At 64.1% G+C, this 23,067-nt stretch carries 28 protein-coding genes and 1 tRNA gene; 5 read left to right on the forward strand and 24 right to left on the reverse strand.

Annotated elements, in window-relative coordinates:
* Window positions 1-40: 40 nt before the first annotated feature.
* The 4 genes from fdxA to SAB01S_RS06020 form a co-directional block, all read right to left on the reverse strand.
* Window positions 41-379: a ferredoxin FdxA gene (gene fdxA, locus SAB01S_RS06005; RefSeq protein WP_021226882.1), complete on the reverse strand. Its 339-nt coding sequence runs from the start codon at window positions 377-379 to the stop codon at window positions 41-43.
* 115 nt (window positions 380-494) lie between these two features.
* A complete protein-coding gene (gene ccmB, locus SAB01S_RS06010) occupies window positions 495-1,142 on the reverse strand; it encodes a heme exporter protein CcmB (RefSeq protein ID WP_062732196.1) in 648 nt (215 codons plus the stop codon).
* Entirely contained in the window at window positions 1,139-1,738 is a 600-nt protein-coding gene (gene ccmA, locus SAB01S_RS06015) for a heme ABC exporter ATP-binding protein CcmA (RefSeq protein ID WP_062732197.1), read from the reverse strand. Before ccmA ends, ccmB begins: the two co-directional genes overlap by 4 nt.
* Window positions 1,735-2,142, reverse strand: a complete 408-nt coding sequence (locus tag SAB01S_RS06020; protein ID WP_062732198.1) for a metallopeptidase family protein — start codon at window positions 2,140-2,142, stop codon at window positions 1,735-1,737. Before SAB01S_RS06020 ends, ccmA begins: the two co-directional genes overlap by 4 nt.
* 2 nt (window positions 2,143-2,144) lie before the next feature.
* On the opposite strand from SAB01S_RS06020, the gene SAB01S_RS06025 reads away from it, so the two are divergent.
* Window positions 2,145-2,474 carry a 4a-hydroxytetrahydrobiopterin dehydratase gene (locus tag SAB01S_RS06025; RefSeq protein ID WP_281179039.1) on the forward strand — a complete coding sequence of 110 codons (330 nt, stop codon included), beginning with the start codon at window positions 2,145-2,147 and terminating at the stop codon, window positions 2,472-2,474.
* Here SAB01S_RS06025 and SAB01S_RS06030 read toward each other — a convergent pair whose 3' ends face one another.
* From SAB01S_RS06030 to SAB01S_RS06040, 3 genes are all read right to left on the reverse strand, one after another.
* On the reverse strand, window positions 2,475-2,978 hold the full coding sequence (locus SAB01S_RS06030) for a hypothetical protein (RefSeq protein WP_062732200.1): 504 nt from the start codon (window positions 2,976-2,978) through the stop codon (window positions 2,475-2,477).
* A 29-nt stretch (window positions 2,979-3,007) separates the two neighbouring features.
* Window positions 3,008-5,341, reverse strand: coding sequence for a patatin-like protein (locus SAB01S_RS06035; protein WP_062732201.1), 2,334 nt, complete (start codon window positions 5,339-5,341; stop codon window positions 3,008-3,010).
* 69 nt (window positions 5,342-5,410) lie between these two features.
* Entirely contained in the window at window positions 5,411-6,109 is a 699-nt protein-coding gene (locus SAB01S_RS06040) for an endonuclease/exonuclease/phosphatase family protein (protein WP_062732202.1), read from the reverse strand.
* 88 nt (window positions 6,110-6,197) lie between these two features.
* Between SAB01S_RS06040 and radA the strand changes: the two genes are divergently transcribed.
* Together radA and SAB01S_RS06050 are read left to right on the forward strand one after the other, a co-directional pair.
* On the forward strand, window positions 6,198-7,565 hold the full coding sequence (gene radA, locus SAB01S_RS06045; RefSeq protein WP_062732203.1) for a DNA repair protein RadA: 1,368 nt from the start codon (window positions 6,198-6,200) through the stop codon (window positions 7,563-7,565).
* A gap of 11 nt (window positions 7,566-7,576) precedes the next feature.
* On the forward strand, window positions 7,577-8,095 hold the full coding sequence (locus SAB01S_RS06050; RefSeq protein WP_062732204.1) for a CvpA family protein: 519 nt from the start codon (window positions 7,577-7,579) through the stop codon (window positions 8,093-8,095).
* A gap of 4 nt (window positions 8,096-8,099) precedes the next feature.
* On the opposite strand, the gene SAB01S_RS06055 is transcribed toward SAB01S_RS06050, so the two are convergent.
* The 5 genes from SAB01S_RS06055 to SAB01S_RS06075 all read right to left on the reverse strand — a co-directional run bounded on the left by SAB01S_RS06055 (window position 8,100) and on the right by SAB01S_RS06075 (window position 12,244).
* Window positions 8,100-8,300, reverse strand: coding sequence for a hypothetical protein (locus SAB01S_RS06055; RefSeq protein ID WP_083951193.1), 201 nt, complete (start codon window positions 8,298-8,300; stop codon window positions 8,100-8,102).
* 53 nt (window positions 8,301-8,353) lie between these two features.
* Window positions 8,354-9,250, reverse strand: a complete 897-nt coding sequence (locus tag SAB01S_RS06060; RefSeq protein ID WP_062732360.1) for an NAD-dependent epimerase/dehydratase family protein — start codon at window positions 9,248-9,250, stop codon at window positions 8,354-8,356.
* A 24-nt stretch (window positions 9,251-9,274) separates the two neighbouring features.
* Window positions 9,275-10,402, reverse strand: coding sequence for a glutamate 5-kinase (proB, locus tag SAB01S_RS06065; RefSeq protein WP_062732205.1), 1,128 nt, complete (start codon window positions 10,400-10,402; stop codon window positions 9,275-9,277).
* A gap of 99 nt (window positions 10,403-10,501) precedes the next feature.
* Window positions 10,502-11,596: a GTPase ObgE gene (gene obgE, locus SAB01S_RS06070; protein ID WP_062732206.1), complete on the reverse strand. Its 1,095-nt coding sequence runs from the start codon at window positions 11,594-11,596 to the stop codon at window positions 10,502-10,504.
* 30 nt (window positions 11,597-11,626) lie between these two features.
* The gene (locus SAB01S_RS06075; RefSeq protein WP_062732207.1) at window positions 11,627-12,244 is read right to left on the reverse strand and encodes a TetR/AcrR family transcriptional regulator; all 618 of its coding nucleotides are present in this window, start codon (window positions 12,242-12,244) and stop codon (window positions 11,627-11,629) included.
* A gap of 57 nt (window positions 12,245-12,301) precedes the next feature.
* Here SAB01S_RS06075 and SAB01S_RS06080 point away from each other — a divergent pair, with 57 nt between their 5' ends.
* The gene (locus SAB01S_RS06080; RefSeq protein ID WP_062732208.1) at window positions 12,302-13,153 is read left to right on the forward strand and encodes a metal-dependent hydrolase; all 852 of its coding nucleotides are present in this window, start codon (window positions 12,302-12,304) and stop codon (window positions 13,151-13,153) included.
* A 31-nt stretch (window positions 13,154-13,184) separates the two neighbouring features.
* Window positions 13,185-13,718 (forward strand): GNAT family N-acetyltransferase, encoded by a 534-nt coding sequence (locus tag SAB01S_RS06085; protein ID WP_062732209.1) that lies wholly within the window; start codon window positions 13,185-13,187, stop codon window positions 13,716-13,718.
* A gap of 52 nt (window positions 13,719-13,770) precedes the next feature.
* On the opposite strand, the gene SAB01S_RS06090 is transcribed toward SAB01S_RS06085, so the two are convergent.
* The 12 genes from SAB01S_RS06090 to SAB01S_RS06145 form a co-directional block, all read right to left on the reverse strand.
* Window positions 13,771-14,343: a GNAT family N-acetyltransferase gene (locus SAB01S_RS06090; RefSeq protein ID WP_062732210.1), complete on the reverse strand. Its 573-nt coding sequence runs from the start codon at window positions 14,341-14,343 to the stop codon at window positions 13,771-13,773.
* A gap of 274 nt (window positions 14,344-14,617) precedes the next feature.
* A complete protein-coding gene (gene rpmA, locus SAB01S_RS06095; RefSeq protein WP_009822431.1) occupies window positions 14,618-14,887 on the reverse strand; it encodes a 50S ribosomal protein L27 in 270 nt (89 codons plus the stop codon).
* Window positions 14,888-14,919: 32 nt separating this feature from the next.
* On the reverse strand, window positions 14,920-15,219 hold the full coding sequence (gene rplU / locus SAB01S_RS06100) for a 50S ribosomal protein L21 (RefSeq protein ID WP_021226900.1): 300 nt from the start codon (window positions 15,217-15,219) through the stop codon (window positions 14,920-14,922).
* A 124-nt stretch (window positions 15,220-15,343) separates the two neighbouring features.
* The gene (locus SAB01S_RS06105) at window positions 15,344-16,882 is read right to left on the reverse strand and encodes a cryptochrome/photolyase family protein (RefSeq protein ID WP_062732211.1); all 1,539 of its coding nucleotides are present in this window, start codon (window positions 16,880-16,882) and stop codon (window positions 15,344-15,346) included.
* Between the two features lie 66 nt (window positions 16,883-16,948).
* On the reverse strand, window positions 16,949-18,691 hold the full coding sequence (locus SAB01S_RS06110) for a DEAD/DEAH box helicase (protein WP_062732361.1): 1,743 nt from the start codon (window positions 18,689-18,691) through the stop codon (window positions 16,949-16,951).
* Between the two features lie 296 nt (window positions 18,692-18,987).
* Window positions 18,988-19,686 carry a 50S ribosomal protein L1 gene (gene rplA / locus SAB01S_RS06115; RefSeq protein WP_021226903.1) on the reverse strand — a complete coding sequence of 233 codons (699 nt, stop codon included), beginning with the start codon at window positions 19,684-19,686 and terminating at the stop codon, window positions 18,988-18,990.
* 4 nt (window positions 19,687-19,690) lie between these two features.
* A complete protein-coding gene (gene rplK / locus SAB01S_RS06120; RefSeq protein WP_009822423.1) occupies window positions 19,691-20,122 on the reverse strand; it encodes a 50S ribosomal protein L11 in 432 nt (143 codons plus the stop codon).
* Window positions 20,123-20,248: 126 nt separating this feature from the next.
* Window positions 20,249-20,785, reverse strand: coding sequence for a transcription termination/antitermination protein NusG (gene nusG, locus SAB01S_RS06125; protein ID WP_062732212.1), 537 nt, complete (start codon window positions 20,783-20,785; stop codon window positions 20,249-20,251).
* Between the two features lie 21 nt (window positions 20,786-20,806).
* Window positions 20,807-21,013 (reverse strand): preprotein translocase subunit SecE, encoded by a 207-nt coding sequence (gene secE / locus SAB01S_RS06130; RefSeq protein ID WP_021226905.1) that lies wholly within the window; start codon window positions 21,011-21,013, stop codon window positions 20,807-20,809.
* A gap of 171 nt (window positions 21,014-21,184) precedes the next feature.
* A tRNA-Trp gene (locus SAB01S_RS06135) sits at window positions 21,185-21,260 on the reverse strand.
* A gap of 67 nt (window positions 21,261-21,327) precedes the next feature.
* Window positions 21,328-22,239: a YihY/virulence factor BrkB family protein gene (locus SAB01S_RS06140; protein ID WP_062732362.1), complete on the reverse strand. Its 912-nt coding sequence runs from the start codon at window positions 22,237-22,239 to the stop codon at window positions 21,328-21,330.
* An 87-nt stretch (window positions 22,240-22,326) separates the two neighbouring features.
* The gene (locus SAB01S_RS06145) at window positions 22,327-23,061 is read right to left on the reverse strand and encodes a FadR/GntR family transcriptional regulator (protein WP_062732213.1); all 735 of its coding nucleotides are present in this window, start codon (window positions 23,059-23,061) and stop codon (window positions 22,327-22,329) included.
* Between the last annotated feature and the right edge of the window lie 6 nt (window positions 23,062-23,067).

The raw sequence follows: 23,067 nt of genomic DNA on the forward strand, positions 1-23,067 counted from the left end.
GGTGTGGCATGTTTCGGGACTTGGCAGCGCAGAGAAGGGCTTAGTCGCCCTTGCCCGGTTCGGGCGAGAAAAACTGCTCCAGCTTGTTTTCAACGCCATTCATGGCTTCGGCATCCGCCGGGGCATCGCCCTTCACCGTGATGTTGGGCCATTCGGCGGAATATTTGGTGTTGAGCTCCAGCCACTTCTCAAGGCCGTTCTCAGTGTCCGGCAGGATCGCCTCTGCAGGGCATTCCGGCTCGCACACGCCGCAGTCGATGCATTCATTGGGGTTGATGACCAGCATATTTTCCCCCTCGTAGAAGCAGTCCACGGGGCAGACCTCGACGCAATCCATGAATTTGCAGCGGATGCAATTGTCGGTCACGACATAGGTCATTGTTCGGGCACTCTTGTCCTTGGGAAAAGCGCCGCCCTGCTATGCCCGCCACGCGCGAACGTCAATGAGGATATTATTGGCGTGCATCAAGAGACGGTTTGGCGTGGCCCGATGGCTAATCCCGCCCTGCTCGCAGCGCCGCGCCGCCGGCAAAAGGGGTGATCGCGACCAGCAGCAGCGACGCTGCCGCCAGGAATTTGAACGCCGCCCCGCTGCCATCGCTCATCGTGCCGGCGCCAAAAATGAGCAGCGGCACGGCAAGTGGCAGCGCAAGCAATCCAGCCAACGCGCCACTGGAGCGCAAGCCTGCCGTTAGCGTGGCGACAAGCAGCCCAAGCGCCGCCAGCGCCGGCGTGCCGATCAGCAGCCCAAGCTCAAGGCGAGCCATAGCTGCCGCGTCGAGTTTCAGCAGCGTGGCGGCAGGCACGGTCGCCAGCATCAACGGCGGACCAAAGCCGATCCAATGCGCCAGCAAGCGGGCCAGCACGATCCACTCCTCGCCAATGCCACGCGCGGCCAACTGATCCAGCACGCCGGCTTGCACATCCGGGGCGACCAGCCGATCGACCGGCAGCAGGCTGGCCAGCAGCGCGGCGATCCAGAGCATGCCGCCTCCTGTCCGTGCGAGCAGCGCGGCATCGGGGCCAACGGCAAAAGGGAACAGGCTGGCAACGAGCAGCAGGAAGGCGACGGGAAGCCACATCCCCCCCGACGCCCAGGCCAAGCGCAGGTCGCGGCGAATGAGCAGCCACAAGAGCCTCATGCGGCATCTGCCTGATGATCGGGAAGGTGAATCGTGACGGGCGCCACGATAGGCAGCGGCTGGTGGGACGCGGCAACGACGATACCTCCGGCACTCAAATGGCGACCGACGGCCTGGCCGAGCAGGTCGAGCGAGACGGTGTCGAGGCCATTGCCCGGTTCGTCCAGCAGCCAGATGGCAGCGCCGCTGGCAATGATCCTTGCCAGCATGGCGCGCTTGCGCTGACCGGTGGAAAGCATCCGCACCGGGACCTCCGCGAGGGGGGTAAGCGCCATCGCATCCATCGCCGCGTCCACCTGCGCTGCGTCTGCCCTGTCGATTGCCGCCCAGAAGGACAGTGCCCTATGCAGCGGCGCTTCATTGTCCAGCGCCAGCTTTTCATCGCACAGCGCAACGCCGCCGCTGCGCACCACTGATCCGCTGAATGCCGGGAGCAGACCGGCGCACAGACGCAGCAGGCTGGACTTGCCCGCGCCATTGGCGCCGGTGAGCATCGCGCCGCCCCCCGATGTGAGGGAGAGGCTGACCCCGCGAAACAGCATCCGCCCGCCGCGCACGCAGGCGACGTCGTCCAGCCGCAGCGCCGCGCCGGTCATGATGCGACCATATCCTCCAGCACATGCATGTCGATGTCCGACAGACCGAAATGATGGCCGATCTCATGCACGACGACATGGGTTATGAGCGCGTCGAGCGGCACGCCGGTTTCGACCCATTCGTCGAGCAGGGGCCGGCGGAACAAATGAACAGTGGGTGGCGTGTCGCCCGTCTGCGCCTCCTGCCCGACCGGACGCCCGGTGTAGAGCCCGGTCAGGCCGAAAGGATCGTCAATGTCCATCTCTCGTAGCGTGTCCGCGTCGGCGAAGTCCTCGACGAACAGCACGACATTGGCCAGGTGCGCCCGAAAGGGATCGGGCAGGCGGCTCAGCGCCTCCAGCGCAAGCGTTTCAATCTCCTGCGCGCTAGGCGCAAAGCGCGGCGGTTGACGGGTCTGCGACATGACTGCCACATAAGCGCAAAGCGTCGCCAAGGGATAGAGACATGATTGCCAGATTGACCGAGGAAGAGCGCGCCGCAGCGCTCGCCCGATTGCCGCTATGGACCGCTATTGCCGATCCGGATGGCCTGTCCCGCCGCTTCACCTTTGCCGACTTCAATGCCGCTTTCGGCTTCATGACGCGGGTGGCCATATTGGCGGAAAAGGCGGACCATCATCCCGAATGGTCGAACGTCTATAATCGCGTCGACATTGTGCTGACCACGCATGACGCAGGGGGCTTGTCACAGCGTGATGTGGACCTGGCGCAGGCGATTGACGCGTTGATCGAGTGATCAGCGATAGCTGAGCTGCGTTTCGATCCGGTCGTCATAGCCCTTCAGGGCGGCGATGACCGACGGATCATTGGCATAGCGCCGGCGCAACATGGCGAGGCGCGCGTCCGTGCCCCGGCAAAGCTCGTCGATATTTTCCTGAATGAAGGCACGGCGTTCCGCGTCATAGGGGTCTTCGCCGCGAAAATGGTCGCAGCCATCGCGCGCCACCATGAATTCCGTCACCTCCCGCGGGAAGGGCGCGGCGCTGGCGGCGACGTCCGAAGGGGGCAGGTCGAGCGGGAAATAGGGAGCGGGCTGCGTCCGCACGGTGACGACAGGGCTGGCCGGCATGGGAGCTGCGGCCACCTTGGTCGGTGCGGGCTTCGGCGGTTCGACGGGCTGGGGCGCTGGCGGCTCGGGAGGAGCAGCCTGCGCGGCAGGCGGCTGGGGCGGCTGGGCGTCATTGCCCGCCTGCGCGCTGTCATCAGACGCGCCGCAGCCGGCGGTCAGCGCCAGCATCATAGCCATCGGAACCAGCACAATAGGCCTGCTCACCCGATTTCCTCCCGCAAGCTGGCGATCAAATCCGCGACATGCGGCAAGCGCGACTCTTCCTCGTCGAGGATCGCCAGAAACGCCGCCCGCCTATAGTCGGCCAGCATCTCGTGCGGAAGCCGACTTGCCGCAGGCACACTCGAATTCACGATGTCCAGAAGCCGTTCGATACCGTGCAGCCGCCCCCACAGATAATCATTTTCCCGATAGACGCGGCTGAAAAAGGCGCCGAAGTTGTTGAATTCTATTCCTTTCAACGTGGCTTCCGCCCCGCCTGGGCGAATGGCGGCGCAATCTTCGGGCGAAATGCGGTCGACCTTGACGGGATCATATTCATCCAGAGTGTCACCCTGAAGCAACGGTAGCGAGGCAATGTCGGTGAAGGGGAAGCCGAGATAGGCCAGCAGCATGGTGCGGCGACCCGCCTTTGGCAGTCCGGCGAGAGCCTCTGCCAGCATCTCGTCGGCCGATTCGTCACGGGCCTTGAGGTCGCGCGCCGCCGCCACCGCCTCCAGCGCGGCGGCTGCATCCGTGGGGACGGCTTTCGCCGCCGCTATGACGCTGTCGCCGTAAAAATCATGGTCCTCGCATTCGGCATAGAGCGACAGCGCACCGTAAATGGCGTCATGCATGGCGAGCACCGCGGCATCTTCGGCCTCAGCTTCGATCTCCAGCGTTTCGGCCAAGCGGCGGGCCAGGAAGCGCAAGCGGCGAATGCGAAACGCCAGGTCATGGGCGCGGAAGAAGGCAACGGGCGCCGCCGCCGATCCGCCATTGTCGCTCAGTTGGTCAGCGCCTTGGCCGCGCACTGCGGCCCAGATCGCCTGGCGATAGGCTTCACGCATCATGGCGCTGTCTTCCCCGCTCAGCTGGAAGAGGAGCGCGCAAAGCGATTCGACGATGCCCGACAATTTGAGATGGCCATAAGCGGGGTAGGCGAAGCCGGCGGCCCCCGCCGCGCGCTGCTGCGCCTTGGCGCGCCAGGCTGACAGGCGCGCGGGCGTCGGCCGGTCCAGAAACAGCATGCGCCCGACCGCGCTCTCCACATCCGCCTCGATCCCGGGACGCAGTGCGTCGAAAATCCGTCGCATCCGACGGATGCGCGCGGAATGACGGTCAATGACATCCAGATTGTCGCGAATGGGTTGTTCACGCGGAATGTCGGACAGCGCGCCAAAGATGGTCCGGAAAAAACCGGGGAGGGGCGGGGTTGATCCGCTGGGCAACTCTTCCTGCAGCCCTTCCTTGTTCAGGCGAATGGAGCGATGCCCGGGCTTTGGATCGATATAGACGAAACGCCGGTCCACCTCGCGCCGGGACGGTCGGTTGCGCAGCGCGCCGATCGCCTGCGCAAAAGGGGCATTGGCCAGCACCGATCCGTCGATCAGCACCGCATCCTCGGCCGTGCCACGCGCGGCATGGCGGGGCAGGGCACGCGACAGGAACGTGTCGCGGGTCGGCCAGTTGCGATGTTTGCGCATGAGCACCCGGTCCAGTTCCCGCACGGTAAAGGGGGGGAAGGCGCCGGGGAAGCTGGCCGTCGCCCGCGCCGCGAACACCAGTTCGGACGCATCGACGAACAGCCTTTCGCCCCGCCCGCGCGCGCGAAAGCCGATCGAAAGCCGATGCTCTGTCTCGATCACCTGGGGCGGGCTGTTGAGGTTGAGACTTTGGGGATGGCCTTCAAAATCGGTGACGGTAACGAACAGGTCGAGCGGGTGCCCGTCTGGCAGCAGCGGCGGCCCACGGTCGGCCGCCGCCATCGCGTCGAAGGCATCGAGCAGCATGGTTGTGAAGATTTCGCCGCCGAACGGGGGTTCGAACCAGCGTGACCGGATGAAGCGCGACAATTTCATCCGCACCTCTTCGCGGGTGCCGGGGGCCACGGTGCGTTCTACCGCATCGCCCGGATGCCGCGCCGCCATCCAGACGAGCGGGGTCGCCCAGAATTTAGTGAAGGCGCGGGCCGGGCGGGCGTCAGGGTCGAGCAACTGGTCGACATCGGCATTTTGAAGCCACAGGTCCGTCAAAGGCTCCAGCGACTGGCCTGTCTCGATCGCCTGCGCCAGGAATATGCCGTTGATGCCGCCCGCGCTGGCGCCTGCGATGATGTCGGGCATGATCCGCAGACGAATGCCGCTCTGCGCCTCGATCGCCCCGATCAAGGCGCGATAGACGGCCTCGCTGCCGCTGCTGGGGGCGGCGTCATCGTGATAGGCGCGGCTGGCGCGGGCGAGCCGCCACACTTCCTTGGTGATGCCGTGCATGTAGATGGCCAGGCTGATGCCGCCGTAGCAGACCAGCGCAAGCCGCAATTCCCGCTCCTTCATGGCGTCAGGGTCGCAGAGGCAAAGGCTATTGTCGAGGGCGATGATCGGCCGCCATCCCGTCCAGTGACGTCAGTCAATTGTGAGTTCCGCCCAGATCGGCAGATGATCGGACGCCTTGCGCGCGGCGGCGCTTTCGTGGACGCCGCAACTTTTCAAAGTTAGCCGGTCGCAATGCATGATGCGATCCAGCCGCGCCACGGGGCGGCGGGCGTGGAAGCTTCGGCCGCACGGAGCGAAATTATAATGCCGGCTGAAATCGGCTAGGCACCCGCCATTCGCGCTCCATTCGTTAAGGTCGCCCATCAGGATGGTGGGCAAGCGGTCGCCCTGTGCAGCGGCGTGGATGACCGCCGCCGCCTGCCGCCGCCGCCACAGTCCCGACAGGTCGAGATGCATCCCGAACACGCGTACTGTCATGCCCTTTGCCGTGACTTCGGCCATGGTCGCGCCACGCGGCTCCAGATAGGGGAGATGCAACACGTCATGCGCGCCGATCTCCGCCTCCTTGCGCACCAGTATGGCATTGCCATGCCAGCCCATGGAGTCGGTCTGGATGTTGAGCGGCACGGGTTTATAGCCGCTCAACGTGTCGAGCAGCAGCGGCGGAATGGCGGCCGATCGCACGCCGAAACGCCGGTCCGCTTCCTGCAATGCGACGATGTCGGCGTCCACCTCGCCCAAAACTTCGAGCACCCGTTCCGGGACGCGTCGCCGATCGGTGCCAATGGCCTTGCGGATATTGTAACTAGCGACGCGGATCGTTTTCATGCCGTTTCAAATGCCCGAGCGTGCGCGATGTTTCCATGGGACAGGCAATCGTTCTTGAATTGTTCCGTGTGTTTCGCCATGACAGGCCATGGCCAAGGCAAAGCGCAAATTCGTCTGTCAGCAATGCGGTACTGTCACCAGCCGATGGCAGGGGCAGTGCGAAGATTGCGGCGAATGGAACAGCATTGTCGAGGAGGCGGCGGAGACGGTCTTTTCCGCGCGCCATGACCTGCAAAATGGCGGCCGGGCGATCACGCTGGTGGGCCTCGACAGTGCGGTCGAACTGCCTCCGCGCACCAGCACCGGCATTGCCGAGTTCGACCGGGCGTTGGGGGGCGGCATCGTCCATGGCTCCGCAACGCTGATCGGCGGCGATCCGGGCATCGGCAAATCGACCCTGCTGCTCCAGGCGGCGGCGCGCATCGCCATGCGCGGTCTGTCGGTCGCCTATATCAGCGGCGAGGAAGCGGCCGATCAGGTGCGGCTGCGGGCGCAGCGGCTGGGCCTTGGCACCGCGCCGGTCCAACTGGCGAGCGCGACATCCGTGCGCGACATATTGACCACGCTGGGGGAAGGGCCGCCACCCGCGCTGCTCATCATCGATTCCATTCAGACGATGCACAGCGACCTGATCGAGGGCGCGCCCGGCACCGTCAGCCAGGTGCGCGCCTCGTCCCAGGAACTGATCAAATTCGCCAAGCAACGCGGCACCGCGCTCATTCTGGTCGGGCATGTCACCAAGGATGGCAGCATCGCCGGGCCGCGCGTGCTGGAACATATGGTCGATACCGTGCTGGCGTTCGAAGGCGAGCGCAGCCACCAATATCGCATCCTGCGCGCGGTCAAGAACCGCTTTGGCGGCACGGATGAAATCGGGGTCTTTGCGATGGTGGCCGAGGGGCTGGAGGAGGTCGCCAACCCGTCCGCCTTGTTCCTCACCAACCGGGACGAGACCGTAACGGGCGCCACCGTCTTTCCCGCGCTGGAAGGAACGCGGCCGGTGCTGGTGGAGATACAGGCGCTGGTGGTGCGCCTTTCCAGTGGCGCAACGCCGCGCCGCGCGGTCGTTGGCTGGGATAACGGCCGGCTGGCGATGATCCTGGCCGTACTGGAGGCGCGCTGTGGCCTCAGCTTTTCGACGGCCGAAGTCTATCTCAATGTCGCGGGTGGCTATCGCCTGTCCGATCCGGCGGCTGACCTCGCCGTCGCGGCCGCGCTGATTTCTGCGCTGTCGGAGCGGCCGGTGCCCGCCGATATCGTGTTGTTCGGCGAGGTGGCCCTGTCCAGCGAGATCCGGCCCGTCGCACATGCGCCGCTGCGCCTGCGCGAAGCCGCCAAACTGGGGTTCAACCGCGCCTTCGTGCCGGCGTCCGCCAGCGATGGCGTCAAGGGTATAGCGGTGAGCGGTTTTCGGACGCTCGCGCAGCTGGTTGACCAGATGCTGGGACGCGGATAGCCACGCAGGCGATGAACGCCGTCGATATTCTTGTTCTGCTGGCCATCGGCGGCTGTGCCGTGCTGGGCCTGTTGCGCGGTTTCGTGCTGGAAACGCTGTCGCTGATCGCCTGGGTGCTGGCGATCTTCGCGATCCGTCTCTTTCATGCGTCGGCCGCCGAGCTGCTCAGCGCCTTCGTCGGTTCGCCCAGCGGCGCGGCCGTTCTGGCGCTCATATTGGTGTTCGGCGTGACCTTCGGTGCGGGCAAGCTGCTCGCCCACGCGATCGGTCGACGGACGCGCCAATCGATACTAGGGCCGGTCGACCGGGTGTTGGGCGCAGGCTTCGGCGCGGTAAAGGGCCTGATCGGCGCGACGCTGATCTTCCTCGCCTTCAGCCTCGTCTACGACACATTCTATGGCAGCGGCGCGCGCCGGCCCGACTGGCTGAGCGACGCGCGCACCTATCCGCTGCTCAATGCCAGCGGGCAGGCGATCAGCGCCTTTCTTGCCGAACAGCGCGCCAAGCAGCCCGCGCCCGAGGATCGCTGAGGCTTCAGTCGTAGCTTTTGCCGGTATGCTGGGTGACGTTGGCGTCGCCAGTGACCTGATCCTGATGCAATTCCTCGCCATGCCAGATGTTGCGGGCCAGGAAGATGACGATGACGATCGCCAGGATCAGGCCGACGACCCAGCATCCCGCGCGTTGCAGGCGGCGGGCACTGGGCTGTTCGGAAGGGGGCATGCGTTCGGTCATGGGAACCCAAGCGTCCGCTGACCGTAACGGTTCCGCTATCTGTTAACCCAAGATCAGAGCCAGCCCTTTTCCCGATAGGCCGTGGCCGTTGCCTTCAGGCCATCCTCGGTCGGGACTTGAGGCATCCACAAGCGGCGAGGCGGCTGCATCTTCGGCGCGACCACCCAGTCGGGATGGCAGAAATATGCCACGCGATCGGGGGTCAGCTTTGCCTTGCCCCCGCGGATCATCCGGTCCACCTGTGCCGCCATGCCCAATGCCCAGCGCGGCGTCGCCACAGTTCGCACCTGCCGTCCGACCGCTCGGCCAATCGCTGCGCCAAAGTCGTGATGATCCCATCCGCCCGGCGTGCCGTCATCAACTTCGTAGGTGCGGGCGAGGCTGTTTTCGGTTTCCTTCGCCGCGGCCAGCAACAGCCGCGCAAGATCACCGACATGGATGACCGACAACCGCCCGCCGGGGGGCAGCATCATGATCCCGCGCTTGGCCATGCGGAACAGTTCCAGCATTTCGCGATCATTGGGGCCATAAATGGCGGGAGGACGCACGATCGTCCAATCGAGCGCGCTCGCCTTCACATGGCGTTCGGCCAGCGCCTTCGACCAGCCATAATCCGATAATTCGGGTTCGCGCGCGGCAAGGGAGGATATATGCACCAGGCGGCGGATGCCGCGCCGACGCATGGCGTCGATGACCGCCACTGTGCCGCGTGCATTGCCGGCTTCGAAACCGGCTCGGCCGGGCGCGTTGACGACGCCAGCGATGTGAATGACGGCGTCGGCATCGCGCACCAGCGTGTCGAGAGCGGCCGCATCATCCAGCGATCCCGGCACCCATTTCAGCCTGGCGCGGGGCGGTTGCGCGCGTCGCGTCAAGGCGTTGACGCGCAGGCCCTCGCCCAAGGCCTGTTCCAGCACGTCCTTGCCGACAAATCCGGTCGCGCCGGTCATGGCGATGCGAAACGGTGCCATGGCTCAGATCATCGCCAGATGATCGCGATGGACCAGCACCGACCGGGGCATTTCGCCCAGCAGTGCGGGAATATCCTCACTGCGGCGACCGGCAATCCTCGCGGCTGCTGCGCTGTCATATTCGATCAGCCCGCGAGCGATCACGCGACCGTCCTGCGCCACGATGTCGATGACATCCCCACGGTCGAAGAAGCCCTCGACGCGCGCGACCCCGGCCGGCAGCAGGCTGTTGCCCTTGGCCAGCGCCTGTTCGGCACCCGCGTCCACGATGACCCGTCCCTGCGTCGTCAACCGGCCTGCCAGCCAGCCCTTGCGCGCGCCCTTGCCCTGTGCGGCCAGAAAGATGGAGCCACGGCCGCCATTCGCCCAATGCGATAGCGGTGCGTCGACCTTGCCGGAGATGATCGCCAGATGCGCGCCCGCCCCGGTTGCGATGCGGGCGGCCTGGATCTTGGACACCATGCCCCCTGATCCCATACCCGACGCAGAGCCACCGTCCGCCATCGCCGCGATCCGCGCGTCGATCGTCTCGATCGTTTCAATCAACATGGCGGTCGCATCGACCTGCGGGTTGGCGGTGTAAAGCCCGTCGACATCGGAAAGCAGGACAACCGCGTCAGCCCGTGCCGCCTGTCCGATACGCGCCGCCAGCCGATCATTGTCGCCGAACCGGATTTCGGCCGTCGCCACGCTGTCATTTTCATTGACCACGGGCACGACATCAAGCGTCATCAGCCGCTCCAGCGTTGCTGACGCATTAAGGTAGCGCCGCCGGTTTTCCAGGTCGTCCAGTGTCACCAGCATCTGCGCGGCCGTGATGCCTTGCTGATCGAGCAGGCTTGCCCAGCATTGTGACAGTGCGATCTGTCCGGTGGCGGCGGCGGCCTGCGCGTCTTCCAGCGACCCGCGTCCACCTTTGGGCAGATTGAGCCGCCTGGCGCCCAGCGCAATGGCGCCGGAGGATACGATGATGACCTGCTGCCCCGCCGCCTTTCGTGCCGCGATGTCCGCGACCAGCGTGCGCAACCAATCCACGCGCACCTGCCCTGCCGGATCGACGAGCAGCGCTGAGCCAATCTTTATGACGAGGCGGCGGACCAGGGCAGGGGGGAAGCCGGAGAGGGATGACATGGCGATCTGGAATACAATCCGTTCGGTTCGGGTTTGTCGAGAACCCCCGCGCACCGTTCTCGACAAGCTTGAACCGAACGGAGGCGGGCTATGGGGCCATCAAATCGGCGACCAGGGTTTCTCGGCCTCGGGCGCGTCTTCTTCCTCGCCTTGGGCCGGCGCATCCAACATCGGCAGCACTGCATCCAGCAGCGCGCCGACGCCGTCGCCGGTCGCGCCCGAAATGATGAACACATCCTCGACGCCGGCTTCCTCGCGCAACTGGCTGGCAATGTCTTCCATCAGTTCCTGGCCGAGCAGATCGCCCTTGTTGAGCGCCACCAGTTGCGGCTTTTCATCCAGGCCGCCGCCATAGGCCGCCAGTTCATCGGTCACGATGCGGAAGGCGTCGACAGGATCGTCTCCGGTCGCGTCGATAAGATGCAACAGCACCCGGCAGCGCTCGATATGGCCAAGGAACCGATCGCCAATTCCCGTGCCTTCGGCGGCGCCTTCGATCAGGCCGGGGATATCCGCCAGCACGAATTCGCGATCACGATGCAACACGACGCCCAGTTGCGGCTTTGTGGTGGTGAAGGCATAGGCGCCGACCTTCGCCTTGGTATTCGTCACCTGATTGATGAGCGTCGACTTGCCGGCATTGGGCATGCCGACGAGGCCCACATCGGCCAGCAGCTTCAACCGCAGCCATACCCACATTTCCTGGCCCGGCCAGCCGGTGCCATGCTGACGCGGGGCGCGATTGGTGCTGGTCTTGTACGACAGGTTGCCGCGGCCGCCATCGCCGCCGCGCAGCAGGGTGATGCGCTGGCCCACTTCGGTGAAGTCGGCGAGCAATTCCTGCTCATATTCCATCGACCCGTCTTCTTCATCCTCCGTCCCCTCGATCGGGGTGGGATCGGACAGGATTTGCGTGCCGACAGGGACCTTGATGACCAGGTCGTCTCCGCCCGCGCCATAGCGATTCTTGCCCATGCCGGGCTGGCCGCGCTGCGCCTTGAAATGCTGCGTGTAGCGAAAGTCGATCAGCGTGTTGAGGCCGGCCACCGCTTCAAAGATGATGTCGCCGCCCTTGCCGCCATTGCCGCCGTCCGGGCCGCCATATTCGACATATTTTTCGCGCCGAAAGCTGACCGCGCCGGGACCGCCCCAGCCGGACTTGATATAGATTTTCGCTTGATCGAGGAAATGCATGGCGCGCCCATAGCCCCATTGGCGCGAAAGTTAAACCTTGGCTTGCTCTGCGATCGTCGCGGCCTCCTGCATCAGGGCAGAGGTAAGGCTGCGGGTCGCTATCTCGCGCGCCTTGGACCGCGGCAATCCGATCGCAGCGGCCATCGGCCCCCCCAATTGCGAATCGCCCAGTGCGAGCAGGACCAGCATCAGCGTATGTTCACGTATCAGATGCGCCAGATCCGTGCTCAGCGCGCTGCCGGCGAGCCGATCGACCAGCCGATGAATCGCCTCCACCACCGGGTCGAGCGCATCTTCGTTCCCCGATGCGAGCATCCAACTCGCCAGCGCGCCGGCGCCCTGCGCGTCAAAGGCATCGAAGGTCATATCGACGATAGCGCGCGGCCCCACTTCGCCGCGTCGGGCGGCGTCCACGGTTTCGCCTATACTGGCGGTGATGGTTTCGGCCAGATGTGCCGCCAGCGCCTTTTGCAGCCCGGACGCCGACCCGAAATGGTGGAGAAGGTTGGCATGAGTGCGATCGATCCGGCTGGCCACTGCCTTCAAAGTCACTGCCTGCGGCCCCGCCTCGATCAGCAGCGCGCGTGCTGCCTCCATGGCGGCGAGGCGGCTTTCGTCCGGGCTGAGGCGGGTGCGTTTTATTGACATGGGTGTCAGTTACTCTTAATTACATAAATGTCAGTAAGTAAGTAACGGAGGCGTCCCGTGACACCCGCCGATCTCATCATCACCCCGCGCGACCGTCGTTTTCGCCGGGACCGCGGGACGAAGCGACATTGGCTGAACGGCGATCCGATCGCCACGGCTTTCTTCAATGCCCTGTCGATCACCTTCCCACGCGGCGAAGCCTTTTTCATCGAATCCGTGCGCGCATTTCGCGATGGCGCGCCTGAACAGCTTGCGCGGGAAGTTGCGGCATTTACACGGCAGGAGGTCGCGCACAGCCGGGAGCATATTGCGTTCAATGCCCAGGTGACGGATCATGGCTATGACGTTTCACGGCTGGACGCTGACGTGACGATGGTTTTGAACCTTGCAAAGCAGCGGCCGCCGATCATCCGGCTCGCCGCCACCATGGCATTGGAGCATTTCACCGCAATATTGGCGCATGAGCTGCTGCGCGACCCGCGCTATCTAAACGGTGCCGATCCCGATGTCGCCGCCCTCTGGCGCTGGCACACCGTCGAGGAGATCGAGCATAAAGGGGTGGCGCATGATATCTGGGGCCACGCGACCCGCGACTGGCCGCGCTTCCGGCGCTGGTGGGTCAGGGCGGTGATGATGCTGATCGTGACGCGCCATTTCTTGCACCATCGTGCTCGCGGCATGATGGATTTATTGCGGCAGGACGGGGTGACAGGGCTTGCCGCATGGGGCGGGTTGCTTCACTACGCGTTGCTGCGTCCGGGCATCATGCGGCGGGTCGCCTTGCCATGGCTCCGCTATTTCCAACCCGGTTTCCATCCCTGGGCCGTGGATGATCGGCATCTGATTGCCCGCGCAGAAACGCCTTATGCAGCGGCCCAAATGGACGACCTGTCGGCAACGGCTACTTGACCCTGCGCCTGGTTCCGATCTTAATCCTGCAATGACGATCGCGCCCACGCTGAAAACCGCCCGCCTCTGCCTTCGCCCGCATATGGTGGCGGACTATGCCGACTGCCGTGCGCTCTGGGCCGATGCAGGGGTGGTACGGCATATCGGTGGCGTGCCCCAGGATGCGCAGGCCGTGTGGTTCCGACTGCTGCGCTATGCCGGCATGTGGTCGATGCTGGGCTATGGCATGTGGGCGATCGAGGATGGCGAAACCGGCGCCTTTCTGGGGGAGGCGGGATTACTGAGCGCCGCGCGGGCACTGCCGGAACTCGACGGCGTGCCGGAGGCTGGTTGGGTGCTGACGCCCGAGGCCTGGGGCCGGGGGATCGCACTGGAGGCAATGACGGCGGTGCTGACATGGGCCGATGCGCATGTCGACGCGCCATCGGTCCGCTGCATCATCCATCCCGACAATGCCGCTTCTATCAAGGTAGCGGAAAAGCTGGGTTTCGCCCCCCTGGTCGACACCCATCTTGCTGGAACGCCCACCCGCGTTTTTGATCGCCCCATGCGCTCGGTCGCTTGATGCAGGTGGCAATCGGTCACATCGCCACCCGGCTTAATCATTGTCGGTCGGGTCAGGCGGCGACCGGCAGGTCGTCTCCATAATCGGCCATTACCGGATCATCATTCATGCCTCCGCCTTCATCTTGTTCGAAGATCAGGCAATCGACCATGGTGCCTCGGCCCAGGCTGTGCCGCCTCTGGGTCTCGCCGGTAAAACGGAAGCCGAGCTTGCGCAGCACATTGCCGGACGCGGGATTGTCGGCGCAATGGACCGCGCGCAGGGTGCCAACGCCGCTGGCCCGCGCCATGCCGACGACGGCGCGCGCTGCTTCGGTGGCAAAGCCTAGGCCCCAATAGGGGCGGGCAATCCAATAGCCCAGTTCAGGCACGCCATCTTCACCCCTGTGCAGGCCGCAGCCGCCGATCAGGCGAGGCGCGCCGCGCGTGCGCGAAAAGGCCAGCAGCCGCGGCATCAGGGGGTGGTGGGGCAGGGCCAGGAAGCGCTGTGCATCCTCCACGCCATACGGGTTGGGCACATGCGATAAATTGCGCAGGACCGCAGGGTCGTTGATCGCTCCAGCCAAGGCCGGCGCATCTTCCATCCAGCCGGGCCGCAGCAACAGCCGGGGGGTGCGGGCGAACATTCTCGTCTCTCCTCTCGTGCGCGTCGCTAGCCGCCTATGATGACGGCTTGACGACGGTCTCCTCCGGTTGATTTCCCCGCCCGCATGACGCGTGAGAAGGCGTTGAGTTCCAGAGGTTTAAGGGAATTTTGAAGAAGGTTTCGCCCCATGGAAAAGGGGCGCATCCTGCCAATCAGGAGCGCCCCTTATTCCCTTGGACACCGGGTCAGGCCAAATGGCCTTTGCACCGGAAGGATCGCCCCTTTTTCAAGGACGACCCGTCATCAGTCGTCCGTTATTCCGCCGCTTCGGCCATTGCGTCGACCGACACATATTTGCGGCCGAGCTTGCCGGTGTGGAACACCACCTTGCCTTCGCCGAGCGCGAAAAGGGTATGGTCCTTGCCCATGCCCACATTGCGGCCGGGATAGACGCGGGTGCCGCGCTGGCGAATGATGATGTTGCCGCCGATCACGTCCTGACCGCCGAACTTCTTCACGCCAAGGCGCTTCGACTCCGAATCGCGACCATTGCGCGACGAACCGCCAGCTTTCTTATGTGCCATGACCTAAACTCCTCGAAATTCTACGCTGTGGCTCAGGCGCCGATCGACACGATCTTTAGGATCGTGTGATTCTGGCGGTGGCCGTTCTTGCGACGATAATTGTGGCGGCGGCGCTTCTTGAAGACGATGACCTTCTCGCCCTTCGCCTGCGCGATGATTTCGGCCGCGACCGTCATCTTGGCGGCGTCCTTCAGGTCGCCGCCGTCACCAGCCAGCAGGACGTCGTCCAGCGTGACCTTGTCGCCGGCTTCGCCAGCCAGCTTTTCAACGACGATCTTGTCTCCGGCGGCGACGCGATACTGCTTGCCGCCCGTGCGCACGATAGCGAACATGGCTTGTCTCTTCTCGTTCAAATCTGCTTTACGCAGATCATCGAGGAGGAAATCCTGTCGACCCGCGCGGGAATGTGGCCCGTTAGTGGAATGACTCGCCGCTGTCAACCAAGGCGACCGGGAATCACGCCAGATGGTCGAGGAATTTTGCCGCCTGCGCCCGGGTCGCTTCGCGATCCTCGGGCTTCATTCTTTGCCAGTTGCGATAGGGCATGGCCATGCGCGGATTGCGGGAAAACGTGCGCTCGTTCCGCGCGATGAAGTCCCAATAGAGCGCATTAAAGGGGCAGGCATCGTCGCCCACCCGCTTCTTCACGTCATAGCGGCATGTCCCGCAGTAATTGGACATGCGATTGATATAGGCGCCCCCGGCGGCATAGGGCTTGCTGCCCAGCAAGCCGCCATCGGCGGACAGCGCCATCCCGATGGTATTGGGCATCTCCACCCATTCATAGGCATCGGCGTAGACCTCCAGATACCAGACATGCACTTGATGCGGGTCCAGTCCCGCGATCAGGGCGAAATTGCCGGTGATCATCAATCGCTGGATATGATGGGCATAGCCATGGTCGATGGTCTGGCCGATCGCCTGGGCCAGGCAATGCATGTCGGTCCCACCGGTCCAGTAGAAGTCGGGCAAGTCCCGCTGTGCCTTCAGCGCGTTGCGCTTCCCGTAATCCGGCCCCTCATGCCAGTACACACCGCGCACATATTCGCGCCATCCAATGATCTGGCGGATGAAACCCTCCGCACAATTGAGCGGCACCTTGCCCGCCCGATAGCGCGCTTCGACCTCTTGGCATAGTTCCCGCGGGTCGAGCAGGCCCGCGTTGATATAGGGTGACAGGATCGAGTGCCACAGAAACGGCTCGTCAGTCAGCATCGCGTCCTGATAATCGCCGAAGCGCGGCAGGGCCTCGTCCAGAAACCGCTTGCGCTGGCGCAGCGCTTCCTCATGCGTCACCGCGAAATGAAAATGGTCGAGGCTGCCAATATGGTCGGCGAAGCGATCGGCAACCATCTCCAGCACCGCCTGCGTCACGCCATCGGGACGAAACCGGATCGGATGCGGCATCAGCAGGTCGCGATCGGGGGCCGGCTTGCGATTGTCCGCATCATAATTCCATTGCCCGCCCTCCGGTTCGCCCGCCTCGGTCAGCAGCAGGCCGGTCTTGCGCCGCATGTCGCGATAGAAAAACTCCATACGCATTTGCTTTCGCGCCGCCGCCCAACTGTCGAATTCGGCGTGCGAACAGAGGAACCGGTCATCCTCATGAATGGTGACAGGAATGGCGAAGCGGGTTTCCCAGCTTTCCAGCATGGACCGCACCCGCCATTCGCCCGCTTCGGTCACGTGGATAGCCCGCGGCGCGTGGCGTTCGATCGCGCGCGCAACCTCGCCTGTAAAAGAGCCACTATTGTCCGGCGCATCGAGCGTCACATAATCGACCGTCCAGCCAAGCGCGCGCAGCCGTTCGGCATGATGACGCATGGCGGACAGGATGAAGGCGATCTTGGCCTTGTGATGCTTCACATAGACCGTCTCGTCCGCCACCTCCATCATCAGGACGATGCTGTCGTCCTTGTCGGCCACGCGCAGGGCGGCGATGTCAGGTGTCAACTGGTCGCCCAGTATCGGGATAAGCAAAGGGCCGTCGGTCATCCCGATGGAATGACCGACGGCCCTTCAATATCCCATCCTGCCCTAAGGAACAGGGTATGGCGTCGATCAGCGGCTGCGCGACGGCCCTTTGCGGCCGCCCTTGAATGGACGCGGCGCATAGCCGCCCGGACGCGGGCCACGATCATTGCTGCGCGGTCCGCGATCATTGGAACGACCGGCGCGCTTATGCTGGCGCGCTTCCTCGCGCGGGCTGCCCTCGATCATCTCGAAGGCGACATCGGCGCCCTCGTCATTCGCCTCGCCGGTGCGCTTCAGAGCGGAGGTAAAGCGGCTGACGATCGCTTTGGGAATCTCGAACATCGTTTCGTTCGTCGTGATGCGGATCGCGCCGATGTCCTGCCGCGACACATGGCCGCGGCGACAGATCAGCGGCAGGATCCAGCGCGGATCGGCATTCTGGCGACGGCCAATGTCCATGCGGAACCACTGGGTGTCTTCAAAGCCCGGACGCGGCCCGTCGTTGCGCGCAGGCGCCTCGCTGCGGTCGAGCAATTCCTCGGGCGCTGGCAGGGATGCGCGCGCGCTCTTCACCAGCATTGCGGCGATTTCCTTGGCGCTCTTTTCGGCCAATAGTTCCGCCCCCAGCGCCCAGTCGGCCTCGTCCAGTTCGGCGCGTTCCATCAGGCTGGCGCGCAGGCGCGCATTGTCCTGCTCCAGAATTGCTTCCTTGCTCGGCGGCGTGCCCCATTCGACGGGGATCTTCGCGCCCCGCAGCATAGATTCGACGCGGCGGCGGCGTGGGTAGGGGACGATCAGAACGGCCGTGCCCTTCTTGCCGGCGCGGCCCGTGCGACCCGAGCGATGCTGCATCGTCTCCGCGTCGCGCGGCAGTTCGACATGGACGACAAGGCTGAGCGAGGGCAGGTCGATCCCGCGCGCCGCCACGTCGGTCGCCACGCACACGCGCGCCCGCTTGTCGCGCAGCGCCTGAAGCGCGTGGTTACGCTCATTCTGGCTATGCTCGCCCGACAAAGCCACGACGGCAAAGCCGCGCTCGGTGAGGCTCGCGTGCAGGTGGCGCACATTGTCGCGGGTGGCGCAGAAGAGGATCGCCGTCTCCGCCTCATGAAAGCGCAACAGGTTCACCACCGCATTCTCGATGTCGGACGGCGCGACGGTCAGCGCTTGGTAGCTGATGTCGCCATGGCCGCGTTCCTCGCTCATCGTCGAGATGCGCAGCGCGTCCTTCTGATAGCGCTTGGCCATCGCCACGATGGGCTTGGGCATGGTGGCCGAAAAGAGCAGCGTGCGCCGTTCCTGCGGCGCGCTGTCGAGAATGCCTTCCAGATCCTCGCGAAAACCCATGTCGAGCATTTCGTCGGCTTCGTCCAAGACCGCGGTGCGCATCGCGCTGAGGTCCAGCGCCCCGCGCTCCAGATGGTCGCGCAGGCGGCCCGGCGTGCCGACAACGATATGCGCGCCATGGCTAAGGTTCCGGCGCTCCTTCGCGGCGTCCATGCCACCCACGCAGGTCGCGATGCGCGCACGCGCCGCGCCATAAAGCCATTCCAGTTCGCGGCTGACCTGCAAGGCCAATTCGCGGGTGGGCGCGATCACCAGCGCCAGCGGCAGGCCCGCGACAGGCAGACGCTCTTCGGCGCCCAGCAATTCGCTGGCCATGGCAAGGCCGAAGGCGACCGTCTTGCCCGACCCGGTTTGCGCCGACACGAGCAGGTCGCGACCATGCGCTTCCTCCTGCGTCACTTCGGACTGAACGGGGGTCAGCGCCTCATAGCCCTTGGCGACGAGCGCCTGGGACAGGATCGCGGGGAGAGTTTCAAAAGCCATATGTTTGTTATTCCATCGGTAAAAATAGCGACCCGCCATTCCCGACGGATACATCAAGACCTTTCATGCGCTCCGTCCCATTCGAAACGCTCAGGGATTGGTCGCAGCCCTGATTCCAAAATCCTCGCCCGTCATGCCGGGGGAGGGGGACCGGCCTTTTTGTTGGCCGGTGGAGGGGTGTCCCCCTTTTTGCAGGCGGCGTGCGATGTTTCGCTGCCTCTCCGCCCATAAAATAAGAAGGCCGCCTTCCCCCGCAAGGAGGGAAGGCGGCCCCTTCATGCATTATCGGCGTCCGATCAGACCGAAGCGACTTCCGCCACGTCGACCTTCACGCCCGGGCCCATCGAGGACGACAGGGCGATCTTGCGGACATATTTGCCCTTCGAACCCGACGGCTTCGCCTTGACGATCGCGTCAACGAAGGCGTCGAAATTCTTGCGCAGGTCTTCGGCGGCGAAGCTCGCCTTGCCAAGACCGGCGTGGATGATGCCCGCCTTTTCGACGCGGAATTCGATCTGACCACCCTTGGCGGCCTTCACGGCTTCGGCGACGTTCGGGGTCACGGTGCCCAGCTTGGGGTTCGGCATCAGGCCCTTGGGACCCAGAACCTTACCCAAGCGGCCGACCAGGCCCATCATGTCCGGGGTCGCGATGACGCGTTCGAAATCGATATTGCCGCCCTGGATCGATTCCAGCAGGTCTTCGGCACCCACGACTTCGGCGCCGGCTGCCTTGGCGGCTTCGGCCTTGTCGCCACGGGCGAACACGGCGACGCGAACGTCCTTGCCGGTGCCGGCGGGCAGGGTGACGACGCCCCGCACCATCTGGTCGGCGTGACGCGGGTCGACGCCCAGGTTGATCGCGATTTCGACGCTTTCGTCGAACTTGGCGGTCGCATGAGTTTTGATGAGGCCCAGTGCCTCGTCAACGCCGTGCAGCTTTTCGCGGTCAACGGCAGCGGCGAGAGCCTTCGCCTTCTTCGTCAGCTTTGCCATGATTTCAGCCCTCCACCACGTCGAGGCCCATCGCGCGAGCGGAGCCTTCGATGATCTTCGTTGCAGCGTCGATGTCGTTCGCGTTGAGATCGGGCATCTTGACCTGCGCGATTTCAGCAAGCTGCGCGCGAGTGATCTTGCCAGCGACGGCCTTGCCCGGCTCCTTGGAACCCGACTTCAGGTTGATCGCCTTCTTGATCAGGTAGGTCGCCGGCGGCATCTTCGTGACGAAGCTGAACGAACGGTCCGCATAGACGGTGATGATGGTCGGCAGCGGCGTGCCCTTGTCCATCTTGTCGGTCGAGGCGTTGAACGCCTTGCAGAATTCCATGATGTTCACGCCGCGCTGACCCAAAGCAGGGCCGATCGGCGGTGAAGGGTTGGCGGCTCCAGCGGGCACCTGGAGTTTGATATAGCCCGTAATCTTCTTGGCCATTGTCACTCTCTTTCAAGTTTAGCGGTCAAGCAGGCTGCAACAGGCAACCCTCCCGCAGATATTTCCGGTTGCCCGGAAATTACGTCGCTCGTCCCCATGCGATTACGCCAGGGACGGGCATGGTCCTTATTTCGACAGTTCGACCTGTTCGAAATCCAGTTCGACCGGGGTAGCGCGGCCGAAGATCGACACCGACACCTTGACCCGGTTCTTTTCGAAATCCAGTTCCTCGACCACGCCGTTGAAGCTGGCGAAGGGACCGTCCAGCACCTTGACGCTGTCGCCGATTTCGTAATCGACATTGACCTTGTGCTTGGGCGCGGCCTCGGCTTCCTTCTGGGCGCCAAAATAGCGGGCGGCCTCGTTCTCGCTGATCGCCTGGGGCTTACCCGACGAACCCAGGAAGCCCGTCACCTTGGGCGTGTTCTTCACCAGGTGATAGATGTCGTCGTTCATGCTGAGCTTGGCGAGGACATAGCCGGGCATGAACTTGCGCTCGACCTGAACCTTCTTGCCACGCTTGACTTCGGTCACGGTTTCGGTGGGCACCTCGACCTGCTCGACCAATTGGGAGAGGCCCATGCGCTCAGCTTCGGCCAGGATCGATTCCTTTACCTTGCTTTCGAAGCCCGAATAGGCGTGGATGATGTACCAGCGCGCCATGTTACTCTTTCATACTCCCAATCAGGCCCGGCCGGCCGCGAGGCTCAGCAGCCACTGGACGATCGCGCCGAAGAAGGTGTCGATGCCAAAGAAGAAAATGCCCAGCAGCGACGTCATGATGACGACCATCACGCCGGTCATCACCGTTTCGCGACCGGTCGGCCACACGATTTTCGACGCTTCGGTCTTCACCTGATTGACGAATTCGCCGGGGGAAACCTTCGCCATCGCTTGCCTTTTCACCTTCGTATCAACGCCAATTCGCGAAGCAACAGCCCGCCCCTCCCGACCCCGCCTGTTTCAGCGTCCGGGGGTGCGGCCGCCTGCTCCGCGACCTTGTTTCGCCTGCGCACTTAGCCGCGAGCCCATGGATTATCAAGGGATCGCGGCCAGTTCGCTTGGCAGGAGTGGAGGGACTCGAACCCCCGGCATTCGGTTTTGGAGACCGACGCTCTACCAGCTGAGCTACACTCCTGTGCCGGCGAAGGAGGGCGCTTTAGCGTGGCGAAGCGGGCAGGGCAAGCGCGATTATCGCGCCATCGTCATTGCGGCGGCGGCTCGTCAATCTGCGTGTCGGCAGTCGTTTGACGCTCGGCTTCCTGGTTGAGCTGCGCACCCAGCAGGACGACGAAGGCGGATACGTACAGCCACAGCTGCAGAACGACGACCGCACCGAGCGAGCCGTAGGTTTCATTATAATTGCCGAATTTCGACACGTAGAAGGAGACGGCCAGCGTCGCGAGCAGCCAAAGGATGGTCGCCGTGACCGACCCCGCCGTCAGCCAGCGCCAGCGCGCCTTGCGCCGGTGCGGACCGAACCGGTAGATGAGCGCAAAAATCAGGCTGGCGAACATGCCCGCTACCACCCAGGTGATCGCCTTGGTCAGAAAAATGGCGATCTGGCCCCAGCCATTGGTCAGTGTTTCCAGAAAGCCGATGACCGAAGCGGTCAATACGCCGACGACGACGACCAGAACGGCGGAAAATGTGATGCCGAGGGACACACGGTAGAAGGCGAAAATGGATCGTGCTTCGGTCTGCTCATAGATGATGTTGAGCGCTTCGATCGTGGCGGAGGACGCGCGCGTCGCGCCATAGACCGCAAAGGCGAGGGCAACGAGCAGCCCTAGGCCAACCGCAGGCTTGGTGGTGGTCACGATCGCCATGAGCTGTTCGTAGATGAGCTTCGCGGCTTCCTGCGGCACGACGGTGATGAGGGAGCGGACATTGTCTGCCACCAGTTGCGGGTCGCCGATCAGGCCATAGGTCAGCACGACAGCAAGCAGCAGCGGAGCAATGGACAGAAAGGCGTAATAGGCGACGCCTGCGGACAACAGGCTGATATGATTGGCCGACAATTTGCCGTAAACGCGTTTGAGGATTTCCCACCAGCCGCGCGGCGGTATCCGCCATGGCGCGTCGGCGTGGACCTGCTGCGCTACAATATCCGTCATCCCGATCCCCTGCTTGCCGATATTGGAAGGCAAGCGCGCGAACCGGAGAAGGGGTTCCCTGGCCAACGGCGCGACGGCAAGGTCCGTTCACTCCGACAGCGCGATATCCATGTCTGCCAGCGCGAGGCGGAGCAGTTCCGCCATGGCGTCGCGCGCTGCCGCCGTATCGCGCGCGGCTATGGCTTTACGGACCGCTTGGTGATCCGGCAGGGGATCGCGCGGCAATAGCTTCTTGCGATGCTTGAAGGTGGTGGTCCAGCTGACCGCCGCGCCGACCGAACTGGCCAGCGCGGCCAGAGCGTCATTATGGGCCGCAGACAATATCGCATGGTGAAAGCGCTGGTCGGCGGCGCGACCTTCGGGCGTGGAGAGGCCATAGCGCCGCATTTCACCTAATGCCGTATCCATGACCGCCAATTGGTCGTCCGTGCGCCGCCGGGCGGCAAATTCCGCAGCGGCCGGCTCGATGACGCCACGCAGTTCGAACAGGTCGCGAATGAAGGCGCGGTCGGGTTCGCCGGCAAACATCCAGGCGAGCATTTCGGGATCGAGCACGTTCCAGCGCGCACGCGGAAGCACGCGCGTTCCCGCTTTTGGCCGGCTTTCCAGCATGCCCTTGGCGATGAGGATGCGGACCGCTTCGCGATAGGCGGTGCGCGATACGCCAAGCCGTTCGGCGGCCTCGATTTCGCCTTCGAACAAATCGCCAGGCTTGTGCTTGCCGGTCAAAATGGCGGTGCCCAAGTCCCGGGCGATGGCCTGGTGGATGCGGAGCGCGCCCTCGTCGGTTCCGAACTGGCCCTCCTTGCGCACGCTCCCCATGGCTCT

The sequence above is a fragment of the Sphingobium abikonense NBRC 16140 genome, assembly GCF_001598335.1.
GTDB classification, from domain to species: Bacteria; Pseudomonadota; Alphaproteobacteria; order Sphingomonadales; family Sphingomonadaceae; genus Sphingobium; species Sphingobium abikonense.